This is a genomic window from Arthrobacter arabinosi (genome assembly GCF_054511115.1).
The window spans coordinates 23,540-40,048 of the sequence record NZ_JBTNDF010000005.1 but is presented as its reverse complement, the minus strand read 5'-3'; the positions used below and the strand labels follow the sequence as shown (position 1 = coordinate 40,048).

Annotated in this window: 15 protein-coding genes and 1 tRNA gene; 12 read left to right on the top strand and 4 right to left on the bottom strand. The window is 70.5% G+C overall.

Annotated features, from left to right (window positions below; translation table 11 throughout):
• Nucleotides 1–15 precede the first annotated feature (15 nt).
• Genes ACX80P_RS13165 through csrA form a run of 10 tightly spaced genes read left to right on the top strand, consistent with a single transcriptional unit; the run spans nt 16 to nt 9,083 of the window.
• Nucleotides 16–927: a flagellar motor switch protein FliM gene (locus ACX80P_RS13165; protein ID WP_459278562.1), complete on the top strand. Its 912-nt coding sequence runs from the start codon at nt 16–18 to the stop codon at nt 925–927.
• On the top strand, nt 924–1,628 hold the full coding sequence (gene fliN, locus ACX80P_RS13160) for a flagellar motor switch protein FliN (RefSeq protein ID WP_459278561.1): 705 nt from the start codon (nt 924–926) through the stop codon (nt 1,626–1,628). Before ACX80P_RS13165 ends, fliN begins: the two co-directional genes overlap by 4 nt.
• Nucleotides 1,628–2,224 (top strand): FliO/MopB family protein, encoded by a 597-nt coding sequence (locus ACX80P_RS13155; protein ID WP_459278560.1) that lies wholly within the window; start codon nt 1,628–1,630, stop codon nt 2,222–2,224. The genes fliN and ACX80P_RS13155 overlap by 1 nt, the downstream gene beginning before the upstream one ends.
• Entirely contained in the window at nt 2,221–3,102 is an 882-nt protein-coding gene (fliP, locus tag ACX80P_RS13150) for a flagellar type III secretion system pore protein FliP (RefSeq protein WP_459278559.1), read from the top strand. Before ACX80P_RS13155 ends, fliP begins: the two co-directional genes overlap by 4 nt.
• A gap of 1 nt (nt 3,103) precedes the next feature.
• The gene (fliQ, locus tag ACX80P_RS13145; RefSeq protein WP_104122291.1) at nt 3,104–3,379 is read left to right on the top strand and encodes a flagellar biosynthesis protein FliQ; all 276 of its coding nucleotides are present in this window, start codon (nt 3,104–3,106) and stop codon (nt 3,377–3,379) included.
• Nucleotide 3,380: 1 nt separating this feature from the next.
• Nucleotides 3,381–4,139, top strand: coding sequence for a flagellar biosynthetic protein FliR (locus ACX80P_RS13140; protein WP_459278558.1), 759 nt, complete (start codon nt 3,381–3,383; stop codon nt 4,137–4,139).
• 1 nt (nt 4,140) lies between these two features.
• Entirely contained in the window at nt 4,141–5,241 is a 1,101-nt protein-coding gene (locus tag ACX80P_RS13135; RefSeq protein ID WP_459278557.1) for an EscU/YscU/HrcU family type III secretion system export apparatus switch protein, read from the top strand.
• Nucleotides 5,242–5,244: 3 nt separating this feature from the next.
• Complete coding sequence (locus ACX80P_RS13130) at nt 5,245–7,293, top strand: flagellar biosynthesis protein FlhA (protein WP_459278556.1); 2,049 nt, start codon at nt 5,245–5,247, stop codon at nt 7,291–7,293.
• Nucleotides 7,268–8,809, top strand: a complete 1,542-nt coding sequence (locus tag ACX80P_RS13125) for a hypothetical protein (RefSeq protein WP_459278555.1) — start codon at nt 7,268–7,270, stop codon at nt 8,807–8,809. Before ACX80P_RS13130 ends, ACX80P_RS13125 begins: the two co-directional genes overlap by 26 nt.
• Nucleotides 8,810–8,813: 4 nt before the next feature.
• Nucleotides 8,814–9,083, top strand: coding sequence for a carbon storage regulator CsrA (csrA, locus tag ACX80P_RS13120; protein WP_459278554.1), 270 nt, complete (start codon nt 8,814–8,816; stop codon nt 9,081–9,083).
• A gap of 109 nt (nt 9,084–9,192) precedes the next feature.
• On the opposite strand, the gene ACX80P_RS13115 is transcribed toward csrA, so the two are convergent.
• The 4 genes from ACX80P_RS13115 to tmk form a co-directional block, all read right to left on the bottom strand.
• Nucleotides 9,193–9,268 (bottom strand) — tRNA-Thr (locus ACX80P_RS13115).
• A gap of 265 nt (nt 9,269–9,533) precedes the next feature.
• Nucleotides 9,534–11,138, bottom strand: a complete 1,605-nt coding sequence (locus ACX80P_RS13110) for an alpha/beta hydrolase (RefSeq protein WP_459278553.1) — start codon at nt 11,136–11,138, stop codon at nt 9,534–9,536.
• Nucleotides 11,135–12,328, bottom strand: coding sequence for a DNA polymerase III subunit delta' (locus tag ACX80P_RS13105; protein WP_459278552.1), 1,194 nt, complete (start codon nt 12,326–12,328; stop codon nt 11,135–11,137). The genes ACX80P_RS13110 and ACX80P_RS13105 overlap by 4 nt, the downstream gene beginning before the upstream one ends.
• Nucleotides 12,325–12,972, bottom strand: coding sequence for a dTMP kinase (gene tmk, locus ACX80P_RS13100; protein WP_459278551.1), 648 nt, complete (start codon nt 12,970–12,972; stop codon nt 12,325–12,327). Before tmk ends, ACX80P_RS13105 begins: the two co-directional genes overlap by 4 nt.
• 169 nt (nt 12,973–13,141) lie before the next feature.
• Here tmk and ACX80P_RS13095 point away from each other — a divergent pair, with 169 nt between their 5' ends.
• Nucleotides 13,142–15,157, top strand: coding sequence for an HNH endonuclease signature motif containing protein (locus tag ACX80P_RS13095; RefSeq protein WP_459278550.1), 2,016 nt, complete (start codon nt 13,142–13,144; stop codon nt 15,155–15,157).
• A gap of 101 nt (nt 15,158–15,258) precedes the next feature.
• Nucleotides 15,259–16,503 (top strand): trans-sulfuration enzyme family protein, encoded by a 1,245-nt coding sequence (locus tag ACX80P_RS13090; protein WP_459278549.1) that lies wholly within the window; start codon nt 15,259–15,261, stop codon nt 16,501–16,503.
• Nucleotides 16,504–16,509 lie beyond the last annotated feature (6 nt).

Below are 16,509 nucleotides of genomic sequence, written 5' to 3'. Positions count from 1 at the left end.
CCGATAGTCGCTGGCGTGACGGTCCAGGAACAACTCTCCTTTGGCGTGCCCTCGGCACCCCCCAGGGCGGTGGATGTCTATGACTTCCGCCGGCCCACCACGCTCGCCCGCGAGCACTCCCGCGTGCTCGAACTCGCGTTCGAGACGTTCGCCCGCCAGTGGGGTACCCAGCTCACCGCGAAGGTACGCGTGATCTCGCAGGTGACGAGCGAGCAGGTCCTCATGCAGACCTACAACGAGTACGCGGCCTCGCTGCCGGCGACGACGGCGATGGTCCTGTGCACCATCCCGGATCATTCGAGCAAGGCCGTGATCCAGTTCCCCGCCTCAGCCGGCCTCTTCTGGGTCGACTCCATGCTCGGTGGCCACGGGACGGTGCCTGCGGGTGAGCGGAAGTTCACGCAGATCGAGCAGGCCCTGATCCGGCGGCTCATGGACGACGCCCTCGAGGGACTCCACTACTCGCTCGGATCCGTGCTGACGCACCAGTTGGGGATCGACTCCCTCCAGTACAACTCGCAGTTCGCGCAGGCGGCCTCCACCACGGAGCTCATGATCGTGGGCACCTTCGAGATCCGGGTCGGCGAGCCATCCTGCCCCGCGACGGTCGCCATCCCCGCGCAGCTCCTGCTCGCGCAGCTCGGTGACACGAATCCCACCGCCACCGGCGAGGACGCCCGCGAGCTGATCGAGCAGCAGGTAGCGCACGTGCCCGTCGATGTCGCGGTGCAGCTCGCCGCGCTGCCCGTCCTGCCCTCACGCATCCTCGACCTCGCCGTCGGGGACGTCCTGAAGCTGCCCCATCCGCAGCACCGGCCCTTCGAGCTCGCCATCAACGGGCAGCGGCTCGGCGAGGCCGCCCTGGGCCAGAACGGATCCCGTCTTGCCTGCGTAGTAGTGACCACCGAGGAGAACCCCGCACCATGAACACCATCACCGCCGAGCTCGACGCCGCCGCATCCCTCGCCGCGCGCCTGCCCCTCCCCGGGCCGCTCACGGCCCAGTCCTGCAACGCCTCCGAGGTTCCGTCCGCCAGCGCCTCGACCGCCGTCGTCGCGTCCTTCGTGGGGGCGTCCTCGGCCGACCTCGCCGTCGTCCTGATCGATACCCAGCCCCTCGCTGCGGCCGCCGGCACGTCGTCGCCCCTCGTCTCCCCGGCCGACGTCCTCGTGCCGGCACTCGAGGCCGCCTCCTCGTCCCTCGGCGACGGCGTGCTCGGCACCCCTGCCGTGCAGGACGCCCTGCCGCTGTTCCGCGACGCCGAGACCTCCGTATTCCGTCTCGCCGGGCCCTCGGGCACCGTGGGCTGGTTCGCCCTGCGCCTGCGCGGCGCGCGGCCCGGTGCCGCCCCCCGCCGCTCCTCCGCCTCCGCCGGTGCGGCCAACCTCGGGCGCATCAGCAACGTGGAGATGGCCATGACGGTCGAGATCGGCCGTACCCGCATGTCCGTGCGGGACGTCCTCGACCTCGAGCCCGGCGCCGTCATCGAACTCGACCGCTCCGCCGGCGCTCCCGCCGACGTCCTGCTGAACGGCCGGCTCGTCGCGCACGGCGAGGTCGTGGTCGTCGACCAGGACTACGCGGTGCGCATCACGCAGATCCTCGACGTCACCGACGGCGCCCTCTAGTGGACGTCGTGGTCCTCGCGCTGCGGGTGCTGCTGTCCCTCGGGGTCGTCCTCGCGCTGCTCTTCGTGCTGCACCGCAAGGTCTCGAAGCTCAACGGCAACCGGGCCGGCGCGGGGCTCGTGTCCGTCGTCGCCCGTCAGGGCCTCGGCCCGAAGGCCTCCCTCGTGGTGGTCGAGGCCGAGGGCACGCGGTTCTACCTCGGGGTCACCGAGCAGTCCGTGTCGGTCCTGCACTCCGCGGTCGCCCCGCGCGCACTGCAGGCCGTTCCCGCGTCCGACGACGCCGCGTCCTCGCGTCGCGCTGCCCGGTCCGGGTCCGACGGCGCGACCACCTCCTCCGGTCCGGCATCGTCCTTCGCCCCGGTCGACTCCGCCCGTCCGGCACCGTCCCTCGCCCCCACCCCCGATGCCGACTTCGCCGCATCGCTGCGTCTCGCCACTGCGGGGCACGACCCGGTGCCCGCCACGCGCCGCGCTGCCCGGGCCGCCCAGGCCGCAGGCACCGCGCACACCACCACTGCGCTGCAGGGCTCGATCCTCGCGCCCGCGACCTGGAAGCAGACCGCAGCGTTCCTGCGCCAGGGACGGGCCGGGTGACGACGGCGATCCTCCCCACTGCTCCGGCTCACCGGTCGGCACACGCGTCCCGGGCACTCGCGATCCTGGCGGCCCTGCTGCTCGCCGTCGTCGTCGTCCTCCTCGGTGCCACCGCCGGCCACGCGGGCGAACTCGACCCCGGCGTCCCCGCACCCACCGCGCCGTCCGCGCCCGCCGATCCCACCGCACCTGCGGCCCCGGGCGGCGACGACGGCCTGTCGGTCGAGATCAACGGCGTCAACGGCGCACCGAGCTCGGCGGTCCTGACCCTCATCGGCATCACCCTGCTGTCCGTGGCCCCGGCCCTGCTGCTGATGATGACGTCCTTCACGAAGATCTTCGTGGTGCTCGCGATGACACGGAACGCCCTGTCCCTGCCGTCCATCCCGCCCAACCAGGTGCTCGCGGGCCTCGCCCTGTTCCTGTCGCTGTTCATCATGGCGCCGGTCCTCACCCAGATCAACGACCTCGCCGTGCAGCCCTACCTCGACGGTGCGACGACGTTCACGGAGGCGCTCACGGACGGCGCCGTGCCGCTGCAGACCTTCATGCTGGCGCACACGCGCGAGGAGGACGTGGCCCTCATGACGCGGGCGGCCGGGCAGCCGAACCCCCAGGATGCCGCGAGCGTCCCGCTGACCACCCTGATCCCGGCGTTCATGATCTCCGAACTGCGGGCCGCCTTCATCATCGGCTTCGTGATCTTCGTGCCGTTCCTCGTGATCGACCTCGTGGTGTCCGCGGCGCTCATGTCCATGGGCATGATGATGCTGCCGCCGGTCATGATCTCGCTGCCCTTCAAGATCCTGCTGTTCGTCCTCGTCGACGGGTGGGGCCTCATCATCACGGCCCTCATCAACAGCTACCAGGGCGGCTGACGTGGATACCTCCGCCGTCCTCGACATCGGACTGGCAGGGATCTGGGTTGCCGCGAAGCTGTCCGCACCCGTACTCCTGACGGCCCTCGTGGTCGGGTTCGCGATCTCGCTGCTGCAGTCCATCACGCAGATCCAGGAGGTCACGCTCTCCTTCGTGCCGAAGGCCGCAGCGGTGTGCATGGCCCTGCTCGTCTGCGGCCACTGGATGATCTCCGAGATGATCTCCTTCACGCACGAGATGTTCGAGCGCATCCCCGGGCTCCTCGGGGGCGGCTGACATGGAGATCGTCCTGGACCAGTCCCGCATCGAGGCGATCATGCTCGCCGGCGTGCGGATCGTCGCGTTCCTCGTGATCGCCCCGCCCTTCTCCTACAAGGGCATCCCGGCGCGCGTGAAGGCGATGCTCGCCGTCGGGCTCGCCCTCGCGGTGTCCCCGACGGTCGACGCCGGTTACGCGACCGGCGGGACGGGCCAGTACATCGGCGCGCTGGTCCTCGAACTCGTGGTGGGTGCCGCGCTGGGCTTCCTCGTGCTGGTCGTGTTCTCCGCCGTCCAGTCCGCCGGCAGCCTCATCGACCTCTTCGGCGGCTTCTCGCTGGCCCAGGGGTTCGACCCGCAGTCGATGGTCAACGGCGCCCAGTTCACCCGCCTGTTCCAGCTGACCGCCCTGACGCTGCTCTTCACCTCCGACGGCTACCAGCTCATCATCGGCGGGCTGGTGCGCACCTTCGACGCCCTGCCGCTCGGCGGTGACCTGGACCTCGGGGAGCCCGCCGAAGCCCTCACCGGTGCCGTCACGGGACTCTTCCTCGCCTCGGTGCAGATCGCCGGGCCGCTCATCGTGGTGCTCTTCCTGGCCGACGTCGGGCTCGGGCTCCTCACGCGCGTCGCCCCCGCCCTGAACGCCTTCGCGCTCGGGTTCCCGCTCAAGATCTTCATCACGCTCAGCCTCGGCAGCGTGGTGTTCGTGGCCCTCCCGCGCGTCGTCTCGACCCTCGCGGAGGACGCCGCCGGCCTCCTGATGGGGGTGGGCTGACATGGCGGAGGACTCCGGGGAGAAGACCGAACAGGCCACCGACAAGCGGATGAAGGACGTCCGCTCGAAGGGTCAGCTCGCCAGGTCCGAGGACTTCACGGCGTGGATCGGCGTCGGGGCTGCAGCCCTCCTGCTGCCCTCCCTCATCTCCCGCTCGGCCGACGCCGCCACCGAGCAGCTCGTCCGGGTGACGGACACCATCGCCAGCCCCGACCCCGCGACCGCCCTGGACGCCCTGGCCGACGGCGGCACCTCCCTCGCCGTGACTCTCGGTCCCTTCCTCGGGGTGCTGCTGGTCGCCGTCCTCGGGACCGCCGCCTTGCAGGGCGGGATCCACGTCAAGAAGTTCGCCGGCAAGTTCGAGCAGTTCAACGTGGTCAACGGACTCAAGCGGATCCTCGGAGGGCAGGCATTGTGGCAGGGCGCGAAAGCGCTCCTGAAGACGGGCGTCGTCGGCCTGGTGCTCTTCGTCGTCGTGCAGAACCTGACGCCCGTGCTCATGGCGGCCGGCGGGCTGTCGGTGGCGGCCCTCCTGAACACCGCGGGCGAGGGGACGGCAGCCCTCCTGCAGGCCGCGGTCGTCGCCGGCCTCGCCCTCGCGGCGATGGACGTCCTCGTGGTCATGCGCCGCAACCGCAAGAAGACCCGCATGACGAAGAAGGAGGTCAAGGACGAGAACAAGAACTCCGACGGCGACCCCCTCATCAAGTCCCAGCGGCGCTCGCGGCAACTCGCGATGAGCCGGAACCGCATGATCGCCGCCGTGGGAGGTGCCGACGTCGTCCTCGTCAACCCGACGCACGTCGCCGTCGCCCTCACGTACGAACCCGGGCGGTCCGCGCCACGCGTCGTCGCGAAGGGCGCAGGCGTGATCGCCGCGAAGATCCGCGAGGAGGCGGAGAAGAAGCACGTCCCGATGGTCTCCGACATCCCCCTCGCCCGCGCGCTGCACGCCGCATGCGAGCTGGGGCAGGAGATCCCGTTCGAGAACTACGACCAGGTGGCCCGCATCCTGGCGTTCGTCATGTCCCTGAAGACCAGGGGGGCCGCACGCGGCGTCCACACCCTGCCCGTCCGTCCCGCAACCGCCGGAGGCCTCTAGACCATGCGCTCATCCGCCCCCAAGTTCCTGGTGCCCGTCGGGGTCGTCGGGATCATCCTGCTCCTCGTGGTGCCGGTGCCCTCGGTACTGCTGGACCTGCTCATCATCGTGAACATCCTGCTCGCGCTGGTGATCCTGCTGAACACCATGTTCATCCGCAAGCCGCTGGACTTCTCGGTGTTCCCGTCCCTGCTGCTCGTCGCCACGCTGTTCCGCCTGGGACTCAACGTCGCCTCGACGCGTCTCGTCCTCGGCGAGGGCTACGCCGGCGAAGTCATCGCCGCATTCGGGCACGTCGCGGTCGGCGGTTCGATCATCATCGGTGCGGTGGTCTTCCTCATCCTCGTGGTCATCCAGTTCGTGGTGGTCACCAAGGGCGCCGAGCGCGTCGCCGAGGTGGGAGCCCGCTTCACCCTCGATGCGATGCCCGGCAAGCAGATGGCCATCGACGCCGACCTCAACGCCGGGCTGATCACGGACACCCAGGCCCGCGAGCGGCGCGCCGAGGTGTCGGCGGAGGCCGACTTCTACGGGGCCATGGACGGCGCGTCAAAGTTCGTGAAGGGCGATGCGATCGCCGGCATCATCATCATCGTCATCAACCTCGTGGGCGGCATCGCGATCGGGATGCTGCAGGACGGCCTGCCGATCTCGGAGGCACTCACCACCTACGGCCTGCTCACCATCGGCGACGGCCTCGTCACCCAGATCCCGGCGCTGCTCATGGCCGTGTCCACCGGCATGATCGTCACACGCTCCAACGCCGAGGCGGACATGGGTTCCACCGCGGCGCAGCAGCTCGGCCAGTCTCAGAACGCGCTGCGGATCGCGGGTGCGGCGGCGGTCGTCATGGCGCTGATCCCGGGCATGCCGAAGCTGCCGTTCATCGTGGTGGGTGCGGGCCTGATCGTCATCGCGCAGAGCATCAGGAAGTCCGAGGCCGACGCCCGGACGGCTGCCGCCGCGCTCGAGGCCGAGCAGACCCGCCCATCGACCGACAGCACCGACGACCTGCTGGAGCAGATGCGCGTCCATTCCCTGGAGGTGCTGCTCGCACCCGATCTGGTGGACGTGGTCACCGGGGCACCGGACGATCTCCTCGGCCGTGTCCGCGCCCTCCGGCGCAAGATCGCCCTGGAGCTCGGCGTCGTGGTTCCTCCCGTGCGTACGCGTGACAGCGTGGAGCTGCCGCCCGCCACCTACGTCATCAAGATCGCCGGCGTCGAGGCCGGGCGGGGTGAAGCGCCGCGCGGGAAGGTCCTTGCGCTCGGCGACCACCTCACGCACCTGCCGGGCACCGCCGTCGTCGAGCCGGTCTTCGGCCTGGCAGGGAAGTGGGTGCCCGCCGAACTCCGGCACAACGCAGAGCTCGCCGGGGCCACCGTGATCGACCGCGTGTCCGTGCTCGTGACGCACCTGTCGTCGGTCATCACGGCGAACGCTGCGCGCCTGCTGTCCCGCGAGGACGTCCGGGTCCTCACGGACGGCGTCCGCCAGGTGAACCCGTCGGCCGTCGAGGAGCTCGTGCCCGGGCTGCTGTCCCTCGCCGAGGTGCAGCGGGTCCTGCAGGGCCTGCTGTCGGAACAGGTGCCGATCAACGACCTCGCCCGCATCTACGAGGCACTCACGCTCAGGGCCAAGGCGTCGTCGGATCCCGAGGGCCTCATCGAGGCGGCGCGGCTGGCCCTCGGTCCGGCCGTCGTCCAGCAGTATCTGGACGGCACGCTGCTGCGGGTCATCATGATCGACCCGCTGCTCGAGCAGTCGATGCTCGAGGGGCTCCGGCCCTCCGATCAGGGCACGCAGATCCTGCTCGATCCCGCGCGGACCGAAGCCGTGCTCTCATCCGTCCGCTCGACGGTCGCCGACATCGAGGGTGCCGGGAACTCGGCGGTGCTCGTGTGTGCGCCCGCACTGCGACCCGCCCTCCGGCGGCTCGTCGGACCGCAGGCAGCGAACCTGCCCGTGCTCTCCTACCAGGAGGTCACGAGCGCCGGCGTCGCGATCGAAACAGTAGGAGTGGTCCGTGGCACCGCAGTTATTTCATCTTGAAGGTTCCTCCCTCGAGGAGCTGAAGGCGAAGGCAGCGGCCCTGTACGGGCCGCGTGCCCTCATCGTGTCCGCGGAACTCGTGACCGTCGGGGGGATCCGCGGCGTCCTCGCCCGGAAGCACTACGAGATCGTGGTCGAAGTGCCGGAGCACGACGGCGACCGCGGCCGACACGGAGGCTCGGGTCTCTCCGAGGTGGCCGGCTCGCGGGACGCGTCCCGTTCCGGCTCGCGGGAAGCGTCCCGTTCCGGCTCCCGTCCGGGTTACCGGGACGGTTCTCCTGGTGGGGTCTCCGGGGGGTCCCTCGACGGGGCCACCGGGGGTCCTGTCGGCGGGGCCACCGGGGGTCCTGTCGGCGGGAACCGCGGGGGCTCGCCCGGTGGGCCCCCCGGAAGTTCCACTGGCGGTGCTCCCGGCACCGGCCGGCCCCGGGGGCGCCGGAGTGCGGCTGCCTCGGCGGCGGGCCTCGACGCGCTCCTCGAGCAGGCCGAACTCGACGAAGCCCACATCCTGCGAGGGACCGGCGTCGACCGGTCCCCGGAGCCCCGCACCGCCTTCGCGGCTACGGTGTCGACGGACTCCGGTCTCTTCGCAGCACTCATGGACGATCTCACCTTCGCCACTACCCCTGCACCCCCGTCGGCGCCGACGCCGGCTTCCACCCGGGCCGGGTCGGGTGCCGCCGGGGCCGCGGCTGCAGGGACTGCCCGCACCGACGACGCGACCCGGACTGCCGGGACCACCGCATCCGGCGCATCCGATGCATCCGGCGCATCCGATGTATTCGGCGCATCCACCGCATCCGGCGCATCCAATGCATCCGACACCGGGCCCGACTCCACGTTCCTCCGGGAGGGTCCGGGCGATCCGACCGACCTGCCCGATGTCCGGGGCCAGGTCCTCCGCGCACCCGCCGGCGCATCTCCCGCGCCGTCTGTGCTGCGGGCACCTGGCGATCTCGTCGTCGTCGTCGGAGCGCCCACTGTTGTCTGGCCGGTCGCATCCTCGATGGCCACCGTCCTCGGCCGGGGAGCACCCACGGCAGTGGCGGTCTCGGGGCCGCCGGGCTGGACGCACCCGGACGCTCGGTCGATCGACGACCGTCTCGCGGTGAACGCCGCTCGCGCCGCGGGGGTGGACGGCGGCCACGCCGTGTTCGTCGCGCTGTCGTCGGAGGAGCCCCTCGCGGACGGAGACGCCCTGATCGCACTGCGGCCCGATCAGGTGTGGCTCGCCGTGGACGCCGGACGCAAGGAAGCGGACACCGCAGCCTGGGTCGGGGCGCTGGTGCGCAGCATGGAGCGTGCAGGGCTCGCGCCGGCAGGGCTTGCCGTCGTCGGATCGGCGACGACGGCGACGCCGGAGACCGTTCAGGCGCTCGGCCTTCCCATCGGATGGCTGGAGGGTCGCCCGGCCGGACACACCCCGGCCGACGCCCCAGCGACCGCGACGACGACGGCACCCGGGCCGCGCAGGCCCGGCGGTCGACGTCGTGCCGTGCCTGTCGGGATAGAGTGACACGGTGCTTGTACTCACACGAAAGGTCGGCGAGCAGATCCTGATCGGCGACGACATCGTCATCACGGTGCTCGATTCCCGTGGCGATGGTGTGCGCATCGGCATCGATGCTCCCCGGGGTGTGAAGATCCAGCGCGAGGAGGTCCTCCGTGCCGTCACCGAAGCGAACCTCGCGGCGGCGGCAGCCGGGGCGGACGATGCCGATGCCCTGAAGGCCCTGCTGCAATCCGGTGCGACAGTCTCGACCGACAGCGTCGGCCAACCCGACAGCTGAGGCCCGTCCGGTTCCAGGGGGCGCCTCCCACCGTGCCTGCCCCGCGGGTGGCCGCTCGTTTCGTCCCGGACACGGAAAAGCCCCGGTGGTGAACCAACCGGGGCGATCGTGGAGCCTCCTGCCAGAGTCGAACTGGCGACCTTCTCATTACGAGTGAGACGCTCTACCGACTGAGCTAAGGAGGCAATGCTTCCTGGTCCCGAATGTCGCCCGGGGCCGATCCACAAGTCACAACTTTATAGGAGGGGTCGGCCGCGGTCAAAATGGCGTCGCGTCAGCAGAGTGCGCCCTGGTGCCCGCCGTCGTGTCGGCCCTCGCCTGCCACCTGCCCCGTGACGCGTTCCGGCGCCGGACGCGGCCCCTGTGTCAGGCCCCCGTCTCCGATCCGCGATCGACCGACCTGGGGTGGGGCGGTGTCCCCGATCACCGCGAGGGCGCGCTGCCGGCTCCTCAGCAGCGGGCGCCGTCCTCCGGGACTCTCCCGTCGACGAAGAAATCATCGACCAGGTCCAGGATGCAGCCGTTGGAGCGGCCGTACGCCGTGTGGCCCTCGCCTTCCCACGTCACGTGGACACCGGACTCGAGTTGGTCGGCCAGGGCCGTGGACCACTCGTACGGTGTCGCCGGGTCGCCGGTGGTGCCGATGACGACGATCGGGGCGGCGCCCGCAGCCCGCACGGGCGCGGGCCCGGGGACGGGCGGATACTTCCACGGGGCGCAGGTCACGCCGCCGAACGCCAGGAAACGGCCGAACGTGGGCGACGCCGCGACGAGTTCCTGTTCATCGGCGCGCATCTGCGCCGGGTCGCTCGTCATCGGGTAGTCGAGGCAGTTGACGGCGAGGAACGCGGCCGTCGAGTTGCCCGCGTAGCTGCCGTCCGGCTGGCGTTCCGACGAGAGATCCGCGAGGCGGAGGATGCTGGACACGTCGCCGTCGAGGGCATCCGAGACGGCCTGCGTGAGCATGGGCCAGTTGCCGTTGTCGTACAGCGGCAGGATGAAGCCCTGGACGAAAGTGGAGACGGGCACCCGGCGACCGTCGTCGGCCGTCATCGGCTCACGCTCGACGGCGGCGAACAGTTCCTGGATCTGCAGGACGCCGTCGTCCACCGTCCCGGTGTAGGGGCAGTCCCCGCCCTGCTGGCAGTCGGCGACATAGGCGCGCAGGGCCTTCTCGAAGCCGACGGCCTGACCGAGGGTGATGTCCTCGTTGCTCAGTGACGGGTCGATCGCGCCGTCGAGCACGAGCCGCCCGACCCGCTCGGGGAACAACTCCGCGTAGGTCGCCCCGAGCTGCGTCCCGTAGGAGAAGCCCAGGTAGTTCAGCTTCTGGTCGCTGACGAGCGCCCGGAGAACATCCATGTCCCGTGCGGCGGACACGGTGTCCACGAAACCCAGCAACTCACCCGTGCGCTCGGCACACACATCCGCGAACTCCCTGGCGTCCGCGGACATGAGGTCGAGGAGCTCGTCGGGGGAGGCCTCGGCCGGGTAGCTCTCCTGCCGCGCCTCGTCCTGCTCGGCATCGCTGTAGCACTCCACGGCACTGGACCTGTTGACGCCCCTCGGATCGAAGCCGACGACGTCGTAGTCCTCCCGCAGGCGGTCGCTGGTCACGTAGTCGAGGGAGTCCTTCACGATATCGAAGCCGGACCCGCCCGGGCCGCCCGGATTGATGAGGATCGTCCCCCGCGCCTCACCGGAGGCGTCGGCGCGGATCGCCGCGATCTCGATGCTGTCCCGACCCGGATCCGTGTAGTCCAGTGGCACGTCGATCGTCGCGCAGACGAAGGATGCCTCGCAGCTCTCCCACTGCACGTCCTGCGTGTAGAAGGGGCGGAGGTCTCCCGACACGTCACCTATGGCCGCAGGGTCCGCGGTGGCCACCTCGCCCGCGGGCGGCGCCGGGCGGCTCTCGGGCGCGAGCAGCGTACATCCGGAAAGCCCCAGCACGACGGCGGTGGACGCGGCGAGGAGTGCCGTGGCCCGGCGGAAGGGGCCGCGGCGGTCGCTCGAGCCGTCGCTGTCGGGGAGGCGGTACGGTCCGCCGGTCATCGGTCGAGGTCCTTCCGGGACAGGAGGCTCACCGTCATCGCCTCGATCGCGAGCAGCGGGGACACGTTGGTACTGACCAGACGCGTGCGGACCTCGTTGATGGACTCGAGCCGCAGCAGGGTGTCCTCGGGGCCCTCCCGGCGGGCGAACTCCTCGAGTTCCGGTCGCAGGGGCTCGTTGACGAGCATCTGTCCGCTGGAGACCTGGAGCATCAGCACGTCCCGGTAGAAGGAGATGAGGTCGGTCAGCGCGCGATCGAAGTAGTCGTTCTTCGAGCGTTTCGCCCGCCGCGTCTGGTCATCCTCGAGCCGCTTGATCTGTGCACGCATCGACGGCGGCAGGACACCCGTCTCGGGTGCGCCGAGGGTCGCGAGCAGCGCGGCCCTCTCCTCGGCGTCGCGCTGCTCGAAGGAACTCTGAGCTTCCGCTTCGGCGAGCTTCACGAGATCCGCTGCAGCCCGCATGGCGCCGGCCACCGAGCGAAGCGTCAGGGGGAGCCGGACGATCTGATTGCGGCGCTCGCGGGCGCCGTCGTCCGTGGCGAGCCTCTTCGCGATGCCGATGTGGCTCTGGGCGGCGCGGGCGGCAGCCTCTGCCGTCACTGCGTCGATCCCGTCGCGGGCGACGAGCAGGTCCGCGACGTCCTGGACCGGTGGCAGTCGGAGGCCGACCGACCGGCATCGGGAGCGGATGGTGATCAGCACGTCGCCCGGACTCGGAGCGCACAGCAGCCAGATGGTCCGCGGCGGCGGTTCCTCGATGGCCTTCAGCAGTACGTTGGTGCTGCGCTCCTGCATGCGGTCGGCGTCCTCGACGATGATGATGCGCCAGCGCCCTGTCGACGGCTTGTCCTGTGCCTTGCGGACGAGTTCACGCGCCTCGTCGATGGTGATCGTCACCTTCTCGGTGGTGACGTTGGTGAGATCGGCGTGCGCGCCCGAGAGGACGGTCCGGCAGGCCTTGCACGTGCCGCAGCCCCGCTCGGTGAGGGCTTCGCGCTCGCAGAGCAGGGCAGCGGCGAAGGCGCGGGCGGCGTTGGACCTGCCCGAGCCTGGCGGGCCGGTGAAGAGCCAGGCGTGCGTCGGCGTACCGGACTGTGCTGCACGGCGCAGTTGCTCGACCACCTGTTCCTGCCCCCGGAGTTCGGCCCACACACCGGTGGCGGGAAGGCCCGGCGTCGCGGTGCTCACGCCGACCTCCGGGCCAGTGCGCCGAGGATGGACCGGTGGAGATCCTCGGGTGTCCCGGCGGCGGCAAGGACCAGGTAGCGTTCGGGTTCCGCGCGCGCCAGGTCCAGGAACGCGGAGCGGATACTGGCGTGGAAGGTGTCGGGTTCCGCCTCGAGGCGGTCCTCCGCGGCAGCACCCCTCGTGCGGCGGCTTCGGCCCTCCTCCGGCGCGACGTCGAGCAGGACGGTGAGATCGGGGCGGAGGCCGTCGGTGGCCCACAGATTCACGTCGAGGACGGCCTGCGCACCCAGTCCGCGGCCGGCGCCCTGATAGGCGACCGAGGAGTCGACGAAGCGGTCGCACACGACGACGTCGCCCCGTTCCAGCGCGGGCACGATCACCTGATGCACGTGGGCTGACCGCGAGGCGGCGAACATGAGGGCTTCGGTCCGCGCGTCGATGTCGCCGTGGCCATGCTCGAGGACGAGCGAGCGCAGTTTCTCGCCGATGGGCGTGCCCCCCGGTTCGCGCGTGCGGATGACCGTGCGGCCGTCCTTCTCGAGGGCCTCGACGAGCAGTGCGGCCTGCGTGGACTTGCCTGCGCCGTCGCCGCCTTCGAGCGCGATGAAGAGCCCGGGAAGCCCGTGCGGGAGGGGAAAGGTCACGCGCCAAGACTACCGAGTGGCCGTGACATTGAGGCCATGGGGGAGCGCTGCGTGCTGCGCCGCGGATCCGGGAGCGCTGCCGGCGCACCCGATGCCCGCTGTGCTCGGAGTTATCCACATACGGACCTCCTCCCAGGTGTTCGAATACACGTACTAATACGCTCGTTCCATGGCCACAGACGTAGCGGAGGAGCAGTCGACGACGGTGCAGGCTCTCGGCCTCGTCCACTCGCACCTCGCGGGCATCGTCAAGCAGTTCGAGACCGACGCCCGCCTCGCCTCCACGGCCGATCTCGCCGCAGCCCTCGGTGCCGCGGAGCGTATCTTCCACCTGGTCGAGTACCTGCAGGTCGTGGGTGCGGCAGCGGCGGACCAGCAGGAGATCGCCAGGGTCGGGGAAACACGGAGGGGCCTGGACTGGAGTGGTCCTCTGGCCGTTCCCGAGGATGCCCACGAGTTCAAGGACACTGCCGAGTACCTCCGCGCTCGCCTGGGGATCACCCGGCAGGAAGCGCAGCGGCGGGTCCGCCTGGGGAAGTACGTGCTCCCACGGGCCGCAGTGACCGGCGAGCCATGCCCGGCTCTGCTCGAACTCGTCGGGGATGCGTTCGGGTCGGGTGCGATCAGCTCCCACGCCGCCGTCCGGATCAGCGATGCGGTGGAACGTGTACGGCCCTGTGCGTCGGCTGACCAACTGCAGTTCATGGAGGAGTCCCTGACGACCCAGGCCATGGAATCCGACGCCGACCTGCTGAACGTGATCATCCGACGCTGGGAAGCAGCGCTCGATCCCGACGGGGCCGAGCCCACGGAGGAATTGCTGAAGGCGCAGCAGGGCGTGTTCCTGAGGGGCAGGCGACGTGGACTGCACCGGTTGGAGATCGCTGCGGACGACGAACAGTTCGAGTACCTCCTCACCGTCATGAACACCGCGACCAACCCGCGCACCAACCTGCCCCTTGCTCGGGGCGGTGGTCCGGCAGGGGCGGACGCCCGGCGGGCCGGGAGTGACGGTGCCGGTGACGCCACCGATACCGATACCGACTGCGGCGGTGGCCTGTGCAGCGACGTGGACCCGAGCGGCACAGCGCAGAGTGATACGGACCCGGTCCATGCCACCCCGCGTGAGACGGTCGCCGATGGCGCCGACCCCTTCGATGCCGAGCGGAATGGCGCCGATCGGAACGGCATCGATCGGAACGGCATCGATCCGGACGAGGCCGACCACGGCGACGCTCAGCCGAGCTGGGAGCGCAGGACCCGGCCCCAGCGCCAGCTGGACGGGTTGGTCGGTGCCTGCCAGGTCGCCCTGGCTACGGACACTCTTCCTGCCACCGGTGGCCATCGGCCGCAGGTGATGGTCACCATCGATTACCGTGCCCTCGTCGAAGACCTGCGCCATGCGGGAGTCGCCCGGAGAAGAATCGGCGGATCGGGGATCCGCCCGTCCGGTATTCGCCTGTCGGGTGTATGGCGGGACGACCGCCGCGCGGAGGACGGATTGTCTGCGCAGAACGGGCAGCACGGGCAGCAGGCGCAGCAGGCGCAGCAGGCGCAGAACGGTCATCGAGCGTGGGACGGGCAGGCGCGGGACGGGCAGTGCTCCCAGGACGGACCGTCGGGTCAGGACGGGCGGCAGGCGCGGGGGGAGGAGTGGGGGGAGGAGTGGTCACAGCTCGGGTTGCTGGTGACCGACGCGGGGGCAGGTGCCTTCGGTGGCCCCTCCGGCGCTTCGAGGGCGCACCCCGCAGGCGGTTACAGCGTCTTCGGAGGGCCCGTCACCGCGAGGACCGTACGCAAGATCGCCTGCGACGCGGACATCATCCCCGTTGTCCTGGGGGACCGAGGGGAGGTCCTCGACGTCGGGCGCGCTCGCAGGCTCTTCGGTGTGGCGCAACGGCGGGCAATGGTTGCTCGGGACCGGGGGTGCGCGTTCCCCGATTGCACCGTTCCCGCCGTCTGGGCGGAAGCACACCACGTCACTCCGTGGGTCCTCGGCGGAAGAACCGACGTCTCCAACGGGTGCCTCCTGTGTTCCTTCCACCACCGGCTCATCGAGCGGGGTAACTGGATCATCGAGATGAAGCACGGGATCCCGTGGTTCACCCCACCGGCCTACATCGACCCCGATCGCACTCCCCGGCGGAACAGGCACCGGGAACTCCCCCAGTGCGGGGCGCCATGATGGCACTCGTCATGCCCGGGGGCACAGCGTCCGACGTCCGAGGGGCAGGCGATTGTGACACCCTTTTTCCGGGCACGCGCTGTCCGACCTACGCTGACCCCATGACGACATCTCGCGAGGACCCGCCGCACGCCGGGTTCGCCCCGGACACGCTCACCGTCGCCGCAGGTCGGCCTCCCCGCGAACACGACGCCCCGGTCAATGCACCGATCGTGCTCTCGACGACGTTCCACGAGACGGGCGCGCCCGTGCCCGGTGACCGCATCTATGCGCGTGGTTCGAACCCCACCTGGGATCCGTTCGAGGAAGCACTCGGTGCGCTCGAGGGGGCGGACCTACCGGCCCTCGTCTTCGGTTCCGGGCTCGGCGCGGCAGCCGCCGCGCTGTCGCTCGTCCCGACCGGGGGAGCGGTCGTGATGCCACGCCATGCCTACGCCGGGTCGATCAGTCTTGCCGCAGATCTGGCAGCACAGGGGCGGTTCGAACTGCGTACCGTCGATATCGCCGACACTGCCGGGGTCCTCGCCGAGCTCGACGCGCTCGCCGCGCGATTCGATGCCGGCCAGATGATGCTGTGGCTCGAGAGCCCCACCAACCCGATGCTCGAGGTCGCCGAACTGGCTGTCCTGACCGAGGCCGCCCACACGACGGGCGCGGTCGTCGTCGCCGACAACACCTTCAACACCCCCATCGTGCACCGGCCCCTGGAGTCCGGCGTCGACGTCGTCCTCCACTCCGTGACGAAGTGGTTGTCCGGGCATTCCGATGTCGTTCTCGGCGCGCTGGTCACCTCCGATCCGGCGCTTCGCGAGCGGCTGCTGGCGCACCGTACCCTGCATGGCGCGATCGCGGGACCCTTCGAGGTCTGGCTCGCGCTGCGCGGGCTGCGCACCCTCGCCCTCCGTATGGAGCGGAGCCAGGCCACCGCGGCGTCCCTCGCGCATCGCCTCGTCGGTCACCCGTCCGTCCGCCGCGTACGGTACCCGGGTCTGCCGTCGGATCCCGGGCACAAGCGTGCGGCTGACCAGTTCAACGGTTTTGGCGGGATCGTCAGCATCGAGCTCGACGACGTCGCCACGGCCGATGCACTCGTCGCCGCCGTCCGCCTCTGGCTCCCGGCAACCTCGCTGGGCGGCGTCGAATCGCTCATCGAACGGCGTCGGCGCCAGCCGGCCGAACCGAAGACTGTCCCGGAGGCACTTGTGCGCCTCTCCGTCGGGATCGAGAACCCCGAGGACCTGTGGGCGGACCTCGACCGCGCCCTCCGGCAGGCATCGGGCGGGTACCGGCTGGTCGCAGCTCCCACCACAGCGTCATCCGCGCCGGGCCCGGGGAGAGCCAGCTAAGCTGAT

Coding starts and splice junctions, on each gene's coding strand:
- fliN (WP_459278561.1), top strand. CDS start 924: ATGAACACCATCACCGCCGAGCTCGACGCCGCCGCATCCCTCGCCGCG.
- ACX80P_RS13130 (WP_459278556.1), top strand. CDS start 5,245: ATGCGCTCATCCGCCCCCAAGTTCCTGGTGCCCGTCGGGGTCGTCGGG.
- ACX80P_RS13135 (WP_459278557.1), top strand. CDS start 4,141: ATGGCGGAGGACTCCGGGGAGAAGACCGAACAGGCCACCGACAAGCGG.
- ACX80P_RS13090 (WP_459278549.1), top strand. CDS start 15,259: ATGACGACATCTCGCGAGGACCCGCCGCACGCCGGGTTCGCCCCGGAC.
- ACX80P_RS13095 (WP_459278550.1), top strand. CDS start 13,142: ATGGCCACAGACGTAGCGGAGGAGCAGTCGACGACGGTGCAGGCTCTC.
- ACX80P_RS13140 (WP_459278558.1), top strand. CDS start 3,381: ATGGAGATCGTCCTGGACCAGTCCCGCATCGAGGCGATCATGCTCGCC.
- ACX80P_RS13110 (WP_459278553.1), bottom strand. CDS start 11,138: ATGACCGGCGGACCGTACCGCCTCCCCGACAGCGACGGCTCGAGCGAC.